The organism is Photobacterium sp. WH24 (assembly GCF_019204055.1).
Taxonomy (GTDB): domain Bacteria; phylum Pseudomonadota; class Gammaproteobacteria; order Enterobacterales; family Vibrionaceae; genus Photobacterium; species Photobacterium arenosum.
The window spans coordinates 50,196-66,759 of record NZ_JAGSOZ010000010.1; the positions used below are offsets into that span (position 1 = coordinate 50,196).

The following is a 16,564-nucleotide window of genomic DNA, read 5'->3' on the forward strand; positions in this document are numbered from 1 at the left end:
TATCCTTTCTTCTTATCAATATCTGGCAACTATGCCGACAGGCATGATGTGAAGAGAGATTAGCATGGTCAAATAATCCGACAAGCGGAAACGTCGCCATCAGGTCAGATGGTGACCAGAGTCAATGTGTTAGCCGTTGCATGATCAGGTAAATTCAGCGGCAATGTAACAATTTCGGCCTTGCTCTTTTGCCTGATAAAGAACTTTATCAACAATTTGATAAACATATTCAGGTGACTCCAGCCCGGTTGGCGTCCAGGAAGCCATACCCTGGCTGACTGTGATTATCTTTGCTGTCGGGGAATACTGATGCGGAATTTCCAAACTTTCTATACATTGTTTCAGCCGTTCGCATTCTTTCACTGCCCGAGACTGCTCACAATGACTCAATAAAACAACAAACTCTTCACCGCCATAACGGGCAACCAGCTCACCTGCCCGGCTAAAGTTGTCTTTAAGCTCTTTCGCAACTAACTGCAGACAGCGATCGCCTTCTAAATGCCCATAGTGGTCGTTATAAGATTTGAAGTGATCGACATCGATCATAATCATGGTCAGCGCTTGATTATTTCGGCCATGCAGCGCAATAAATTCGGCCAGTTTCTGATCGAGGTACCGGCGATTAGCAATCTTAGTCAGCCCGTCTTCATTAACTTGTTCAGACAGTTTTTCATTTGCCAGCCTGAGTTGTTCAGACGCTGATTTCAACTGATGCCGCATATTCGCAATACGTTGCATAGCTTTGAGTTTCGAGACCAGTACGGTTTTATCGACTGGCTTCACCAAGTAATCATCTCCCCCCATGTCAATGGCTTTTGCAATCATTTCAGGTTCTTCATGACCACTCAAAAAAATAATCGGCACCCATTCGGTATGCTGAATACGAAGCTGCCTGACAACCTCCACCCCATCCATATCGGGCATGCTGATATCCATCAGTACCAGATCAGGTTCAAAAGCAGGATAGCGCGCAATCGCTTCGACACCAGACCCAACGGCTTCCACGCTATGGCCAAGTCGTTGCAAACGTATTGCCAATTGCAGGCGCTCAACCTGAACATCATCCACCAGCAATATCCGCATTGCATCCATCAGGTTATCCTATTGAATTTATTTAGCATTGGCTTTATCCATTTATAGCACACAGAGTTGGCTGCGTGATTTATCATTACTCAACACCGGTCACAACCTCTCAATTTACTTCCGCATCTGTGCTTGCCAGTTTTGGCCTTAACATCACATTGTAAATACCTTGGTCAGTATCTCTACATCCAACAGGAAAAAGTCATCTATATTGACTTTTGGTGCCATGTCATTAGGATTCGCTTCCTTTACTTTTTACATGCTTAGGAATTTGTATGTCTGAGATTGAAAAACAAGACCTGGATCAGGTTGAAAACACAGAATATACACTGGACGATTGTTCACCTGAACTGCGTCAGGTTGTTGAATTCGAAAAAGTGCCTGACGAACTGCTCAACATGCTGATCAATGTGTATAAAGTCTCAGAGACGACATCACGTGAAGCGTGGGATGAGCTGCCTGGCAGCGCGCAAAATATTTTAGACAACTTTGAACAATTTCATGCGCTTGTTGCATTAAGCCAAAGCTATGCCGGTGTTGATTTTCTGACCGAAATGCAAGAAACACAGTTGCCGGATCACATGAGCGAAGAAGAGCAAAGTGAATACAAAGCAGTGCTTCTTGATAAAGTGCTGCGCAATTGTGTTAAAGACCTGTGCAAGCAATTAAAACAGGCTCGCCGTCATCCGCCAATGAAAAAAGAGTTCCAAGCTATTTTCAATCAGTAACATTCAGGGAGCATCATGCTCCCTGCCCTTTCCTGTTCTCCCAGAAAGTGCAAAACTGACGGCCATCAACAGCCTTATCAATCGAACGTTGTTTATATGAGTTCTTGAGATAACCGACTCTTTGCTTATACTTATTGCTTTTATGGCAGATATTTATCTCATATGACTGTTCATTTATCCAAACTGACCCGACGTCCGTTGTTACTTCTCCTGGGGTTGATCGTATCCGGTTGTGCAACCTATGCCGGGTTTAATCTCGACCAGATGTACGGCAAGCCTGCGCCTCAGAAAAGAATTCTGCCTGCTGAAACAAGCCTGGCTCAACGGTATCTCAATGAAGTCAAACCTTTGGTGGAGAATCGCTGCGTAGTTTGCCATGCCTGTTACGATGCGCCCTGCCAGTTAAAAATGTCCTCCGCCGAAGGCATAAACAGAGGGGCAAACAAAGAAAAAGTCTATCAGGGCACCCGTCTGATTGCTGCTAACACAACCCGTATGTTCGTGGACGCCCACAGCACTGAAGAATGGCGCAGGAAAGGATTTACAGCAGTACTTAACGAAAGAGTGCAAAGCTCAGAGGCCAATACGCAGCTCAGTGTAATCTCCAGAATGTTAATGCTGAAACAAACCCATCCCCTGCCTGATGAGCAGGTACTGTCTGGCAACTGGGATTTCTCCCTGGACAGAAATGAGCAATGTCCGACCATTGAAGAAATGTCAGCTTACGAGCAGAGTTATCCTCTATGGGGCATGCCGTACGGGCTACCTAAGCTAGCAGATGATGAAAACCAGATTCTTATGGACTGGATTGCTGCCGGTGCGCCGATGGCAACGCAATATGAGACGCCTCAGGCAGTAAAACCTCAAATAACGGAGTGGGAAGCTTTTCTCAATGCAGATGATTTAAAACATCAGCTTACCGCGCGCTATCTGTATGAGCACTGGTTTGTTTCGCATCTCTATTTTCCCGATGCTGAGCAATCAGCTGAGCACCCCCCATTTTTCAGGATTGTACGTTCACGCACAGCACCAGGAAAACCGGTAGATATCATAGCCACCCGTCGTCCCTTTGATGATCCTGGCGTTAAGCGCGTTTATTATCGAATCCTGCCGGTTCGGGAAACCATTATAGACAAAACCCATATGCCATTTGCCCTTACCGGCGAACGTATGGCTCGCCTGAAAGCACACTTCATTAAACCAGACTATACAGTGAGCGCCTTGCCCGGTTATACCCCGGAGCTTGCTGCTAACCCCTTGCTCGCCTTTGAGCAGTTGCCTGTTGGTGCCCGTTACCGGTATATGATCGACAATGCTCAGCACACTATCATGGGGTTTATCAAAGGTCCTGTCTGTCGGGGTCAATTAGCTCTGAATGTCATCAATGACAGGTTCTGGGTTGTCTTCGTCGATCCAGATATCGCTGACTCACCGCAAGTGGCAGCCTTTTATGCCACTCAGGCCGATAATCTTCGCTTGCCGGCAGAGAAAAACAGCACCACCCTGCCACTGCATAATTGGGTGACATACTCAAAGCAACAAGGACGGTTTCTTAAGGCAAAAAATGCCTATCTCAATGATGCTTTGAAAAATGGCCAGCATCTGACGACCGATTTGATCTGGAATGGAGATGGCACCAACGACAATGCTGCCCTTACTATTTTCCGCCATTTTGACAGCGCAACCGTAGTTAAAGGCTTGGTGGGTGAACAACCCAAAACCGCTTGGGTGCTTGACTATTCACTGATTGAGCGTATCCATTATCTTCTCGTTGCCGGGTTTGATGTGTACGGCAATTTTGGCCACCAGTTACTGACCAGGATGTATATGGATTTCCTGCGTATGGAAGGTGAGTCAAACTTCCTGTCGCTCCTCCCTCCTGCAACGCGTCGTGCGGAACTTGCCAACTGGTATCAGGATTCGAACCAGAGCCTGTTGCATTATCTTGAAGGTGATATCAACGACTTCTCACAGCCGTCGGGTATTGAGTATAAAACGTCAAATCCCAAAGCCGAGCTGTTGGGAATGCTGCAGACCAAGCTCAAAGATGTCGATCAGAATAACACCCGTTATTCACTGGACAATGTGCAACTCAGTAAAGTGAGTCTCAATCAGTTACGTGCTTTAGCCCGGATACAAGGTCGCCAGGCCACGCTATTTCCTGAACTGACCTTTATCATGATTGAGCCAGCAGAGCCAAATACACCACCGCAGTTGCTGACCCTTGTGCGTAACAGCGCGCACAAAAACATTTCAAGTCTGTTCGACGAGGAGAAAAACCGATTACCGTCTAACGATAATCTGACACTGGTTAACGGTTTGCTTGGCAGTTATCCAAGCGCTTTCTGGCATATCAGAGAAACCGATCTGCCGGATATTGTTTCGCAAGCGAAGAGAATCTACAGTGAGCAGGATTACCGGGCACTGTTGAATAACGTCGCCGTACGTCGAACTAATCCTGCCTTCTGGGCATTCAGCGATAAGTTAAATCAAATCAATCGCCAGTACAGGCCAATTGAAAGTGGCTTGCTGGACTATAACCGCCTGGAAAACCGTTAATTCAATACGGTTTCTGAACCGGCCCAAGTGAAGCGCCCTAACGTTGATCCACAACGCTGCAGGCTCACTTCACCTGGGCCGGTTTTTCTTGTTGAAGCCTGAAATGGTACACTCACCCTACAGGGGCAAAGATCCCATATTAAGCAATGTAAGCAGAGAATTATCATGCAAGGTACATTAAGTAAAATGCGTTCATCGCTTGGCGATGTCGTCAGTTATCAACTGCTGGTTGGAGACCAAACCCTCGACCTGAACCCGTTGATTGGTCAGCACCTGCAACTCACGTTCAGCGGCAATATTTTCTGTGATGCCTGCGGAAGAAAGACGAAAAAGAGCTATTCGCAAGGCCATTGCTTTCCGTGTATGAAAAAACTGGCTCGCTGTGACATGTGTGTAATGAAGCCTGAAACCTGCCACTATGCGCAAGGCACATGCCGGGAGCCTGAATGGGGTGATTCACACTGTATGGTGCCTCACTATGTTTACCTGTCCAATACTTCAGGCCTTAAAGTTGGGATCACCCGTCATAGCCAAATTCCGACCCGTTGGATTGATCAGGGGGCCACACAGGCTTTACCTATACTAAAAGTGAAAAACCGTCATCTTTCCGGGTTAGCTGAAGTTGCCTTAGCTGAATTTATTGCCGATAAAACCAACTGGCGAGCAATGCTGAAAGGAGATGCAGCGTCGATCGATTTGACCGCGGAAGCAGAAAAACTGCTGCCAGCGATTGAGGAAAAGCTACAGAATTTGTTACTGCATTTTGGAGCAGATTCCATTGAACGTCTTAATCAGGACATAGTCGAGATTGCTTACCCGGTGAGCTTGTATCCAAAGAAAATACAGTCGCACAATTTCGACAAAGAACCTGTTGTTGAAGGGATTTTACTTGGTATCAAAGGGCAATATCTGATATTCGACACTGGTGTTATCAATGTGCGTAAATTCACCAGCTATGAAGTCTCAGTTCAGACAAGATCTGCGTAATCGCACTGAGCCAGGCAGTTTATGGTATGGCTGCCTGGCTCACTGTCATCAAGACTGTGTCTAACCGCACATCTTCATTTCTTCTTTTTAGGCTGAACAAAGTCACGGGTTGAATCGACAATCGCCACGTCTTTTGTGAAATTCTCACCAAGCACAACATCTTTGCCTTCCACTAATGCAAAATCGGTTAGTGCGTTAAGATCACCCAGAATGGTTCTTACCTGGACAATGGCTGATTTAGTGTCCTCTTTTCCCGACCACCGGGTCACGGGTAATTCGAAGTCCATACCGCGAGCAGTAAATTTGACCCATTCATTGCCATCACGCTCGAAAGGAACCAGTGAGGTCACACCAAGAGTCGATGCTTTTTGTTCCTGGTTAATCCGTACTTTCACGAACTGCTTTGCCGGACTCAGCCACACCCACTCGTGCTGACCCAGGATCAACTTGCCATCGCGCGTTTTCACTTTCTTTGGCTGCGCCTTAACGGCAGGGGGCTGAGTGTTAGCTGTTTGAGGCGTGGTTTCCGCAGGCGTGACAACAACCGGTGCGGACGGAACCACCTTAGCTGATTCAGATTGCTTCTCCGGCACTGACGTTATGGATTTATCAGTTTGAGCCACGTCCACACTCTGATCTGAGGTCTGAGTCGAAGGAGAAGACACACAACCCGACAGAAGAGATATTACAAACAAAAAGAGCAATTTTTTCATACGGCTGCCACTAAAGGTCGAGAATACGCGCATATTGTAAACAATTTGGCGACATCTCTCAAAATATCCTGCCAGTCCTTTTAGATAAGACATGGTATTCCTGCAGTTTATACATGAAGCTTTGCTCATCATACCAGCCGATATTTGATGCATGTTTTGCATCGTCCCAGAGGCTTAAATACCAGCGCCGCATTTCATAACCTTCGGCAAGGGGATATTTCGCCACATAACGAGCAATGAGATCCAATTCAGGACGAATATCATTTAAATGGAACACATCAAACTCCCGATGCTTTATGCCGGCATCGGCAGGATCAAGAATTGCCGCCACTTTAAACGTCTTTGCATCAAAAAGGACATTCGCTAAATGACAATCATCATGCACAAAAGATGGCTTTTCATTCATGGGTTCCAATACATGCTGACGGTCATCCCAGAGTTTTTCGAAATGATTTTTCAGCTCCGCTGAGAAAGGGGATTCTCTGTCTAATACGTACTGAAATACCGGGTCCATCCATATTTCAAATGCAGGTATTATCTGGGAATCATACTTATTCTCTGCTATTTCAAACCCCTCATCATGGGGTTGATTGTGCATATTAATAAGAATGTCTGTAAAATGTTCAGAAAATACCTTCAGTGCATGTGCTTCATTCGGTAGTTCATTTGCCGGGACACCCTCCACCCACTCCATAACAATAAATTCATGCCCTTCTTCACAGCCAAAAAATAAAATTTCAGGCACTTTACAATCGACCATTGATCTTAAGCGATTAAGAGAATTAATTTCCTGACTCAGCCGGCCAGCCTGCCGGCAAAATTTGATAACCACTCGTCGTTTCTCTGTAGCAAGAAATGCAACCCAACCATAAAAAGTAGATTGCAGGTTACAAAAATCAGGGCAACTGCTAAACAGAGCACGAAAAGCGTTAACCGCAATTCTGTTAAGTTGAGGTTCTTGCATAGATATCCTTTCTTATAGCCACATCAATAAATAGCTAATCTGCAAGCTCTAAATACATCGAAAAATCAAATGTAATCATTCGATTTTGTAGAAAAATGATCAGATATAAAAGCCATTAAGCTTAACTTCGCGATATATCCCCCAAAAAAGGTAAAAGTATGGCTAATAATTATAAAAAGGAAATAATCTCTAATTACGATGAGAATCAATGGCAATACCCATACAATCTGACAGGGCTTTAAGTTGTGCATCATCATCCAAATGTATTGACCATTGCACGCCACTCCCTGTTGCTGTAATGATATTTGGTTGTCTTAGCAACCGGATATCATCGGCCCTTGCCTGCAAAGTCACTTTACCCGTCCCTTCAAGACGAATAACCAACTCATGCTGATTAGCTACAATCCTACCCTGGCTGAATGTCAGAATCATGCTTCGTCCTTCTTTTTATGTTTTAGTACCGCCATAGTTAACCGGCTTGTACACACAAGATTATCCCGCTCATCGGTGATAGTAATTTGCCAGACTTGAGTCGTTGCCCCTAGGTGTACAGGGCTGGCCGTTCCTTTAACAAAGCCAGTACGAACAACACGTACATGATTGGCATTGATATCAAGACCCACACAGTACTTATTGTCACTGACACACATGTTAGCAGCAATCGACCCCAGAGTTTCAGCCAGAACGACCGATGCTCCACCATGCAACATACCAAAAGGCTGGTGAGTTCTTGAATCTACTGGCATTATTGCCGTCAAGCTATTGTCATCAAAGGCACTGTATTCGATGCCGAGGTGTTGAACCAGGGTGTTCACTGAGGTTTGATTTAAGTCGTTGAGATCAAATTTCTTTTGCCAAATCGACATTGCGATTCCTTATAACAAGCTAGACTGCGCCAGCATAACATCTATATAAATGGCTGATAAGCGATGTACAGGATGGCATATACTAAAAAGCGAGGAGTGAGAACTATGATTGCATTTCGCCATTTACCCGTTACCAGTTTGCTGGCAAGTGCGTTACTGCTGGCTGCTTGCAGTAATTCACCCACTGGCCGGCAACAGGTACTGCTATTCTCTGAACAGGACATGTCGCAACTGGGCGCACAGTCATTTGAAGAGATGAAAACAAAGGAAAAGATCAATACTGATCCTCAGGTTAACACCTATGTTCAGTGTGTCACTCGCGCTTTAACTGCATCGCTTGGCCGCCAGCCAGAAGCACCAAGCTGGGAAGTGGTGGTATTCGACAGTGATCAGGTGAACGCCTTCGCGCTGCCCGGCGGAAAAATCGGCGTGTATACCGGCCTGCTGAAAGTCGCAAAGAATCAGGATCAACTCGCAACAGTTATCGGCCATGAGATTGGTCACGTCCTTGCCAAACACAGCAATGAGCGCTTGTCCCGCTCACAGTTAGCCAACCTTGGTTTGCAAATTTCCAGTATCGCCCTCGGTGGCACTGAGTATCAGGAAATGGCCATGGCCGGGCTCGGGCTTGGTGTACAGTACGGCATTCTGATGCCTTATGGCCGTGCGCAGGAATCGGAGTCCGATATCATTGGGCTGCGAATGATGTCACAAGCCGGTTTCGATCCGAATCAGAGCGTGGCGCTTTGGCAAAACATGAGCAAAGCCAGCGGCGGCGGGCAACCTCCGGAAATACTGTCAACCCACCCTTCCCATGCATCACGTATTGATGATTTACGGCGTGAAATCGGCCGTTTGCCCGTTTCAACGGCAACACATCCCAACTGTAAAGCACCAGTCTAACTATCAAGGCATCGCAAATAGCGATGCCTTTCTGTACTGACGGCTTACAGATATCAACAATCAGCAATTATTTTCTTAAAGTGCGTTCCATGCATCGCCTGCTGCCCAACCCGTGCCAGGAGCATACGGTCCCCCTGAATTACACCAGTTGCTGTTCGGGTAGGGCCGGCACTGATATCTCATCCCATCGGTCCCCAAAACAATAGTGCCTGCACCATATTGGCCCAGCCCCTCAGGATAAGCGTAATCGTAACTGCCTCCGTTCTGGCTGCCATCAGCGCTGAGTACAGATGCCTGGACCACCGCCTCAATTGCGGATTGAGAGTGATGAGCAATAAGAGACAACGTCACTTTCGCATTTCCGGGTGTACCCGCCCCGAATTCTACCAGCACACTACAGCTTTGGTGCTGATTCAAAGAAGCCGAGGAACAAGTATCACTGACAATAACAGCTTGCTCAGCAACCCCCGCCTCCAATATATTCACACGTGTAATGTTTGCTTGGGCCAAGCCTGTATTTTTAAATGTAAAAGCATGGCTTACCCGCTCGCCTACAGTGAAATCAGCCAAGTTTGTAATTGCATCATAAGCCAGTGAAGGGGTATCAACCTGACCGCCAATCACACTGTCAACCCACTCTCTTAGCGCAGCAATATCAGTATAAACACCATACTGACCTGGTCTCGCACATCCAATCCCCCAACTAACAATTCCCAATTGAATTATTTGATTATTGTGTTTCACAATAATGGGACCGCCACTGTCGCCCTGGCATGAATCTTTTTGGCCTTGCGGATAGCCGGCACAAAAGTTGTCGATGCCGACATTCTGATAACTGCCCCCACTTTGTTGGCAAACGTGATCACTGACGAGAGGCACTGTCACTTCTTGCAAGATTGTCGGGCTGATGCCGCCTTCCGAGAGCCGTCCGACGCCAGCAACTCTCAAATCATCACCTTCAATCACATATTGATGCAAACTGCCCGTAGCAATATCAACCGCAGGCGCATTCACATCATTATCCAGCTTAAGCACTGCGATATCATAGCTTAATGTACTGCGAACGTACTGAGGATGAATATGAATCTGGCTGACATTAGCACGAAGTCCATCCGTGCCATTATATTGATGTGCCCCAACTTTTACCGCTAAATCCCCCGGCAAATCGCCATCAACGCAATGCGCCGCCGTTAATACGTATCCGCCACCTAAATAACTTGCCCCGCAAAATGATCTGTTACTAAAGCGACTAGTTATCTGCGTAAAGAAGCGCCAGTCCTGGCTGATTGCATCAACGCCCCCTACAATTCTCGGTTCATATACTCGCTCAGAACCAGGATCGACAGCGGCAGAATATGCAGGAAACACCGTAAAAGCGTATAACGCTGTTAGTGTGAAAGTGACTTTCCATTTGTTCATAAGTAATCCTCAATTTACGTTTTTCACCAAAAAGCGTACCAAGTTGCATACAGTGATGACGTTGATGGATTACAGCATTTAATGCTTGTGCCTTATTGCACTTCTGGAATTGATGTTCAAGCTAAAATGTAATTGAGCGATAATGCACTAATTTATTTCCTTCATTAATCACATTACTTTTCCCATTTAAAGAAAAAGCCTTCGGCTAGCGAAGGCTTTCAATGGAAATAATTTATTTAACTATTTGGCACTACTGGCTGACATACCAGGCATATAAGCTTCTACCCGCCGGTTTTGCGCTCGTCCTTCTTCAGTGTTGTTCGTTGCAATAGGATCCCGCTCGCCAAATCCTTTAATCTCAATTCTGTCCATACCAATACTGAAGTAGCCCGCCAGATAGCCAGCGACTGCTGCTGCCCGTTCTTCAGACAGTTTCTGATTATAAGCCGATGTACCTGAAGCATCTGTGTGGCCAATTACCTGAAGTTTACTGTCAGGATAATTCACTAAACGATCGGCAATGGGTTGCAGGCGCGTGATATCTTCTTGCGTTAACTGACTACTGTCAAAGTTAAACGGCAATGCCACCCGAAGTGGCTGGATAGTCGCAGCAGGTAAAGGCGCGGGCTCTGGCAGCGGAGCCGCCTCTTCAACAACTGCCGCGGCCGCTGGTGCTCCCCAGTGATAAACCAGGCTCAAACCGTAGAAATGAATATCTGCCTTACCAGGCTCACTGCGCCCAACCTGATTGTAATATTGATATTCTAAGCGTGTTGATACGTTGGGATTCATATAAAACTCAGCCCCAACCCCTGCAGTGCCCGATGTACCACTATCATCTGCACCATTTACCGTGTTATCGACATTAAAGAAAAAACCGCCCGCTTTGGCATACAAGTCAACAACATCTGTTACAGGCCATGTCAGCTTGGCAACTAAATCCAAACCATAAGCTTCAAAGCCACCACTGCCTAAATCATAATCGGCTTCACCAAGGTAGGTGTAACCACCCTCTAAACCAACCGAAGGAGAGAACTGATATCCCAGAAAAACGCCTCCACCCCAGTCATCTTGCCCGTAATCACTTTTCTGGCCATCAATAGCACCATCAAAATTGTTGAAATGTGTGCCACCCACTCGGGCGCCGAAATACCACGGATTCTCTGTCGCGGCGACAACTGAACCAGACAAAAAAATCGCCAACGGAACAAATTTGATTATTCGAATCATAAAATTTTCCTTGTTATTAGTTCACCACTACCTCTAAGGGTTTAGTCAGGAATGTCAATTTTGGCAAGGTTATAAGCAGGTTATAGCGCGCCTATATCTTTATTAAGACATTCAGCTGAAGCGATTTTTAAGCATAATCTGTGACAAAAACCCTAAAATGGGTCTTTCTTGGTCATTCAAGTCAAAAAAATACCACTGACAGCAGGTAAATCCGCAAGGTGTCGGGTCAGGCTTTTATCAATCATGCAGATTGGCAACTTAACCCTTAATATGCACCTACACGCACAACATTTACATTGTAAATTCACACTGACAGAAAAATGAACAATCAATGAGTTTGTTTATGTTCACTGTTTCAAACGGAGCGCCAGACAAGTAAAATGTCCGGCATGAGAACTAATTACAAAAATGTTGAATTTACCGCTGATGACAACTGAAACTGGCACAAACAAACCTTTTAGCCATCTGAAAATTGGGGTTATTGGCGGCGGAATGGCAGGTTCTACCATTGCACTTCGGCTTGCCGAGCAAGGTTTCTCTGTCAATCTTTTCGAGGAAGGGCCAAGCCTGGTTAATGGTCCTCCTATCTGCCACTTACACGCAGGTGGCAATCTGTATCGTGACATTTCAGATGAGCAGTGTCTCCAACTGCTGACACAGTCTGTCGATACGTTAAGAGTCTATAAACACAGCGCTAATATTCGCCCCACAGTCATCGCGGTTCCGAAACAGGATCCCGGCCATCCCGACTTATTGCTTCCCCGGCTGACTTTGCTTGAACAACACTATAAAGCCTTGGTTCAGATTGATGCAGCAAATGCGGTATTGGGCGAGCCGGATGATTATTTCCGTCTCTATTATCGCGAAGATCTGGAAAGACTGGCTCAACGTGAAATGCCCGACCGTGCGACAGCGCCTGACGATTGGATGGTTCCGGTCGCAAAACACCTTGACCTGGATAATTTCAAATTCCCCATCGTACTTGTTCAGGAGTACGGCGTAAGTGTTTTTCGTTTAGCCGCCACTGTCACTCTGGGACTGGATGCGCTTCCCAGCAGCCAGGTCAGAACACATACCAAAGTCACCCATATAGAGCAGGATAGTCAGACCCATAAATGGCAAATTACTTACCGTTCTCTGGGTGAAGACAGTAGCGTTTACAACAGCCACAAAGAGGAAGTGGACTATCTGATCAATGCGTGCGGTTACCGAACCGGTACCTTAGACGATATGGCGCATTATAAACGTAAACGTTTAGTCGAATTTAAAGCGGCCTATGTTACCCGGTGGGAAGACAGCAAAGCAGAATGGCCTGAAATTATTTTCCATGGTCAGCGTGGCACCCCGCTGGGAATGGCTCAGCTTACTCCCTACCCGGACGGCTACTTCCAATTACACGGCATGACAGAAGACATCACGCTCTTCAAAGACGGCCTGGTCAGCAGCACTGAACACAGTGCTCAACCTGTTTTAAATCCGCTATACAAAAATATGCTGAGAAACGGCTGGCAGCCCAGTGATATAGAGCAACGAACGCACAGGGCCATCGCGCATATTGCCAAACATCTGCCAGCGTATAAAACAGCCAGTGTCGGCGGCCCGCCACTGTTTGGGGCGCAACAGATTCCGGGAGACGATCCCTCTCTTCGCGCTGCCGATGTCTCGTTTGATGGATACCGCTATGCCCGCACCGAGATCGTTAAAGCGTCCTCTGCATTAACCGCCGCAGAGATCATCATTAAAAAGCTGGTAGAAGACGGATTGATTACCGCTGAACAAAGCGGCCTGACATTGCCTCTGGAAGCTCGCTTTACAGTGACGCAGCAGCTTAGCGCTGCCACTATCACCAAAAAAGCCGAGGTATTAGCGAGCGCTCGTCAGTTTCCAGTTGCTCTAGCTTTGCCGGTTGGCTAAACCTTATCTGGCGGCACAGTGAAAACCAGACAACAACAGCTCCGGTGTCTTCTTGATGCCGGTTTTATTCAGGCAGAATTGACAGGTCATTGTAGTCAGGCGGAAAAAATACGGCCAGCCAAATGGTATTCGCGCCGGGAGCCGTCCAGCTGACCCGGTGACGGCAGTGTGCAGGAAGGTAGATACTCTGGCCTTCACGTAACCGAACGGGCAAACGGCCATCATCGAATGCCAGCTCGGCGGCACCCTGAATGACCATCACCCATTCATCTTCATTTTGATCGTACCACTCGTCAGGTGGTGTTTGGTGGCCATGGGAGATGATTCGCTCAATACGTACATCAGACGTATTAATCAGAGTCTGAAACAGCTCTTCCGGCAGGTTATCTGGTATGTCTGAAAACACATCCTGAATGCTCAGGTTGCCAGGTTGACACTTGTTGATCGTCATGAACATCACTCATCTTTTAGCAATGTAACATTGATTTTCTCATTCAGTTCATCAAGTTCGTTCTGAAGTGCCGTTCGTTCCACTTCAGCTTCAGCCACTTTAGATAATTTTGCTTCATACCGATCACAATCAGCCTGAGAAACCCAGTTCCAGCTCTTGCCGGATTTAAACTCGTCGCACGGCTTTTTGAACTCTTCTGCAACACGCCGCGCTTGTTTCACATTAGCCTCCACCTGGCTGAGCTGTTTTTGCAGCCCTAGCTGCTGCTGGTACAACGCTTTAGAGTTGGACAGTACAGTCTGCTGTTTTTGGGTTGCTTCAGTCAGCGTCTCTACTTTGGTGTCTAATTGTTTTTTTGTCACAACCAGCTGCTTTTTCTGTTGCTTAAGGGCCGCCATTTGTTTTGCGTGCTCTTCACGTACTGAAGATAGTTCCAGCGTTCTTTGCTCAAGTTGCTGCTGTAACTCTTCAAATTCAATCGCTTTTTGAGTTTCCATTGACGCCATCGCTTCTAACCGCGTGCTCAGGCTTTGTATTTGCTCCGCCTGCTCAGTGTTTATCTCACGAAGGTTGTCCATTTCCGCAACCGTTGGCTGATGCTGAATGTGCCCTATTGCCGATGCCAGTAGCATTCCTGCGATTAAACCGGCAACCAGAGTCACTTTCCAGTTCGACATCAACTCCATTCCTTTCTCCTAACAAACTACCCAGTTCAATACATGATTACGCATCGATAACCAGCCCAATATACCCAAATGACGGCAAGAGCCCTGGGTAGCTAAGTGGCATAGACACAAATTACCACAATCGATGCGAACCGATGTCAGAACTATATCAAGCTTCATTGAGGCTTCATTGAGGCTTCATTCGCAAAGTCTATGATAGCGATAGAAAATTAGCTATTCAGAATCACATTCCTGCCGCACTCTGTCGCTTTTCCCCTCGGAATAAAATCTGGATATGACAGTGTCCGGTTACTTTTTGCCCTTGTAGCCCCCGGAGGAAACTAACATGAAGCAATCTGAGCTGGCGATGATCATCACCTTAATGCTGAGCCCAATCAGTTATGCCAAAGAAACAGTAACAATGAGAGCAACTTCGGCTGTCTGGCAGGATGACTCGTTTCTGCTCCCTTTGGGTACAAGAATTACCGATTATTGGGTCAGCGAGAAATTAGATGGCATTCGCGCTCACTGGAATGGCCAGCAGCTACAAACCCGGACAGGGCACGTTATTCATGCACCACAGTGGTTCACGGCTGGTTTGCCTGATGATGTGTTAGAAGGTGAATTATGGGCCGGAAGAGGCGCTTTTCATCTGGTCTCACAAACAGTGCTGGACGCATCGCCAAACCGTGAGCAATGGGAAAAGATCCGATTCATGGTCTTTGATGCCCCCGTATACCCTGGTTCATTTGATGAACGCTGGCGCCATGTAACCACACTGGTCAATGCATCCAATCATCCATACATCAACATCATAGAGCAGCGAAAACTGGCCTCAATAGCCATGGTGAAGAACTGGCTAGCAGAGATAGAAGCCGATGGCGGTGAAGGAATAATGTTACACCATGCTTCTCAACCCTATGTCGCAGGCCGGTCAGACAGCTTAGTAAAAATAAAACGCTTCGAAGATGCAGAAGCTGTCGTGGTTGGCTACGAGCCAGGGAAAGGGAAATATCAGGGGTTAATGGGGGCACTTTGGGTAAAGATGGATGCTTTGCCGCCCTTTAAAATCGGTACGGGTTTTTCAGATGCAGATCGTGCCGTTCCCCCTGAAATCGGAAGTATAGTCACCATCAGATATAACGGATTTACACATAACCAGATCCCTCGCTTTGCCCGATATCTGCGTACAAGACCGTCATCGACTCTGTGATACACAAATGTAAAAAGGGCTTACTCAGTGGTAAGCCCTTGGCGGTATTACTGCATCTTGAAAATCTGGTTAGCTTCAAGATTGGTCATGCGCCGGATAGAGCGCCAGACATAATAAAAGATACCGAACATCATCAGCATGGAAGGAATCGCGATCATCGGATAACTCAGCAGCGTCATTTCACCCAGCTCCTCATTAAAGGCTTCTGACCCTGCCGGGCTGGTTACTATGGTGGTGGCCAGTACGTAATTCATTATTGAGGAAAACACAAACGTACTGGCAAACAAATAATTAGACTGTGCCAGACACTTATTGAATTCGGTTAGTTTGCCATTTTGTGTCAATTTCTCTTTAATCAGCGAGAGATTCAGGACGGCATCGTTGAAAATCATTTTGGTTACAACAGGGTACTTAGTGAATGTAGAGACAAACACCACAAGCCCAATTAAACCAGGAATCAACGCTTCTTTAATTGCAAGCCATTGATTATCAAGTTCAAGTAAACCTATTCCACCGGTCAGTAGTACACTGACAAAGCCCAATAACGAAATGAAGTTAAACTTCTTGTGCTTGATCAGTTCATAGCCACCCAGCACAATCGGGAAAGCCAGTGCCAGTATCAATGCATTAACAGGGCCCAGTTGTTCCTGGCCACTCAGCTTCATCAGTACCACAGACGGTACGATGACATTGAAGATAAGATCAGTAAGAGGATTCGATTTTTTTTCAGTCATGGTTTTTCAGGTACGTTTCAATATCGGGTCATTGTTCCGTCATTTACCCGCAATGTAAAGATGAAACAAGTTACAAGGCTTTTCGCTTTGGTCGGCTTCACCAAACTATTTTAGCTTAAGGGGCAGACAAAATAC

General features: G+C 46.4%; 16 protein-coding genes. 6 read left to right on the forward strand and 10 right to left on the reverse strand.

The window, feature by feature from the left end:
* Window positions 1–144: 144 nt before the first annotated feature.
* On the reverse strand, window positions 145–1,092 hold the full coding sequence (locus KCG43_RS13275; RefSeq protein WP_192013927.1) for a diguanylate cyclase domain-containing protein: 948 nt from the start codon (window positions 1,090–1,092) through the stop codon (window positions 145–147).
* Window positions 1,093–1,358: 266 nt separating this feature from the next.
* On the opposite strand from KCG43_RS13275, the gene KCG43_RS13280 reads away from it, so the two are divergent.
* The 3 genes from KCG43_RS13280 (at window position 1,359) to KCG43_RS13290 (ending at window position 5,357) form a co-directional block, all read left to right on the forward strand.
* Window positions 1,359–1,811 carry a DUF3069 domain-containing protein gene (locus tag KCG43_RS13280; protein WP_192013929.1) on the forward strand — a complete coding sequence of 151 codons (453 nt, stop codon included), beginning with the start codon at window positions 1,359–1,361 and terminating at the stop codon, window positions 1,809–1,811.
* A 162-nt stretch (window positions 1,812–1,973) separates the two neighbouring features.
* Window positions 1,974–4,370: a fatty acid cis/trans isomerase gene (locus tag KCG43_RS13285; protein WP_218385506.1), complete on the forward strand. Its 2,397-nt coding sequence runs from the start codon at window positions 1,974–1,976 to the stop codon at window positions 4,368–4,370.
* 165 nt (window positions 4,371–4,535) lie between these two features.
* Window positions 4,536–5,357, forward strand: coding sequence for a DUF2797 domain-containing protein (locus KCG43_RS13290; RefSeq protein ID WP_218385508.1), 822 nt, complete (start codon window positions 4,536–4,538; stop codon window positions 5,355–5,357).
* A 74-nt stretch (window positions 5,358–5,431) separates the two neighbouring features.
* On the opposite strand, the gene KCG43_RS13295 is transcribed toward KCG43_RS13290, so the two are convergent.
* The 4 genes from KCG43_RS13295 to KCG43_RS13310 all read right to left on the reverse strand — a co-directional run bounded on the left by KCG43_RS13295 (window position 5,432) and on the right by KCG43_RS13310 (window position 7,900).
* Entirely contained in the window at window positions 5,432–5,980 is a 549-nt protein-coding gene (locus KCG43_RS13295; protein WP_311568221.1) for a RimK/LysX family protein, read from the reverse strand.
* Between the two features lie 148 nt (window positions 5,981–6,128).
* A complete protein-coding gene (locus KCG43_RS13300; RefSeq protein WP_192013933.1) occupies window positions 6,129–7,034 on the reverse strand; it encodes a phosphotransferase in 906 nt (301 codons plus the stop codon).
* Between the two features lie 189 nt (window positions 7,035–7,223).
* A complete protein-coding gene (locus KCG43_RS13305; RefSeq protein WP_192013934.1) occupies window positions 7,224–7,466 on the reverse strand; it encodes a DUF3389 domain-containing protein in 243 nt (80 codons plus the stop codon).
* Window positions 7,463–7,900: a hotdog fold thioesterase gene (locus KCG43_RS13310; protein ID WP_192013935.1), complete on the reverse strand. Its 438-nt coding sequence runs from the start codon at window positions 7,898–7,900 to the stop codon at window positions 7,463–7,465. The genes KCG43_RS13305 and KCG43_RS13310 overlap by 4 nt, the downstream gene beginning before the upstream one ends.
* A 105-nt stretch (window positions 7,901–8,005) precedes the next feature.
* On the opposite strand from KCG43_RS13310, the gene KCG43_RS13315 reads away from it, so the two are divergent.
* Entirely contained in the window at window positions 8,006–8,803 is a 798-nt protein-coding gene (locus KCG43_RS13315; protein WP_218385510.1) for a M48 family metallopeptidase, read from the forward strand.
* 75 nt (window positions 8,804–8,878) lie between these two features.
* On the opposite strand, the gene KCG43_RS21485 is transcribed toward KCG43_RS13315, so the two are convergent.
* On the reverse strand, window positions 8,879–10,222 hold the full coding sequence (locus KCG43_RS21485) for a trypsin-like serine protease (RefSeq protein ID WP_192013939.1): 1,344 nt from the start codon (window positions 10,220–10,222) through the stop codon (window positions 8,879–8,881).
* Window positions 10,223–10,462: 240 nt separating this feature from the next.
* Window positions 10,463–11,452: an OmpA family protein gene (locus KCG43_RS13325; protein ID WP_218385512.1), complete on the reverse strand. Its 990-nt coding sequence runs from the start codon at window positions 11,450–11,452 to the stop codon at window positions 10,463–10,465.
* A gap of 426 nt (window positions 11,453–11,878) precedes the next feature.
* Here KCG43_RS13325 and KCG43_RS13330 point away from each other — a divergent pair, with 426 nt between their 5' ends.
* Window positions 11,879–13,366 (forward strand): FAD-dependent oxidoreductase, encoded by a 1,488-nt coding sequence (locus KCG43_RS13330; RefSeq protein WP_192013943.1) that lies wholly within the window; start codon window positions 11,879–11,881, stop codon window positions 13,364–13,366.
* Window positions 13,367–13,430: 64 nt separating this feature from the next.
* On the opposite strand, the gene KCG43_RS13335 is transcribed toward KCG43_RS13330, so the two are convergent.
* Entirely contained in the window at window positions 13,431–13,817 is a 387-nt protein-coding gene (locus KCG43_RS13335; protein ID WP_192013944.1) for a cupin domain-containing protein, read from the reverse strand.
* A gap of 5 nt (window positions 13,818–13,822) precedes the next feature.
* Window positions 13,823–14,494 carry a chromosome segregation ATPase gene (locus tag KCG43_RS13340; protein ID WP_255558036.1) on the reverse strand — a complete coding sequence of 224 codons (672 nt, stop codon included), beginning with the start codon at window positions 14,492–14,494 and terminating at the stop codon, window positions 13,823–13,825.
* Between the two features lie 334 nt (window positions 14,495–14,828).
* Between KCG43_RS13340 and KCG43_RS13345 the strand changes: the two genes are divergently transcribed.
* Window positions 14,829–15,695: a DNA ligase gene (locus KCG43_RS13345; protein ID WP_218385514.1), complete on the forward strand. Its 867-nt coding sequence runs from the start codon at window positions 14,829–14,831 to the stop codon at window positions 15,693–15,695.
* A 47-nt stretch (window positions 15,696–15,742) separates the two neighbouring features.
* Here KCG43_RS13345 and KCG43_RS13350 read toward each other — a convergent pair whose 3' ends face one another.
* Complete coding sequence (locus KCG43_RS13350; protein ID WP_027251102.1) at window positions 15,743–16,429, reverse strand: VC0807 family protein; 687 nt, start codon at window positions 16,427–16,429, stop codon at window positions 15,743–15,745.
* Between the last annotated feature and the right edge of the window lie 135 nt (window positions 16,430–16,564).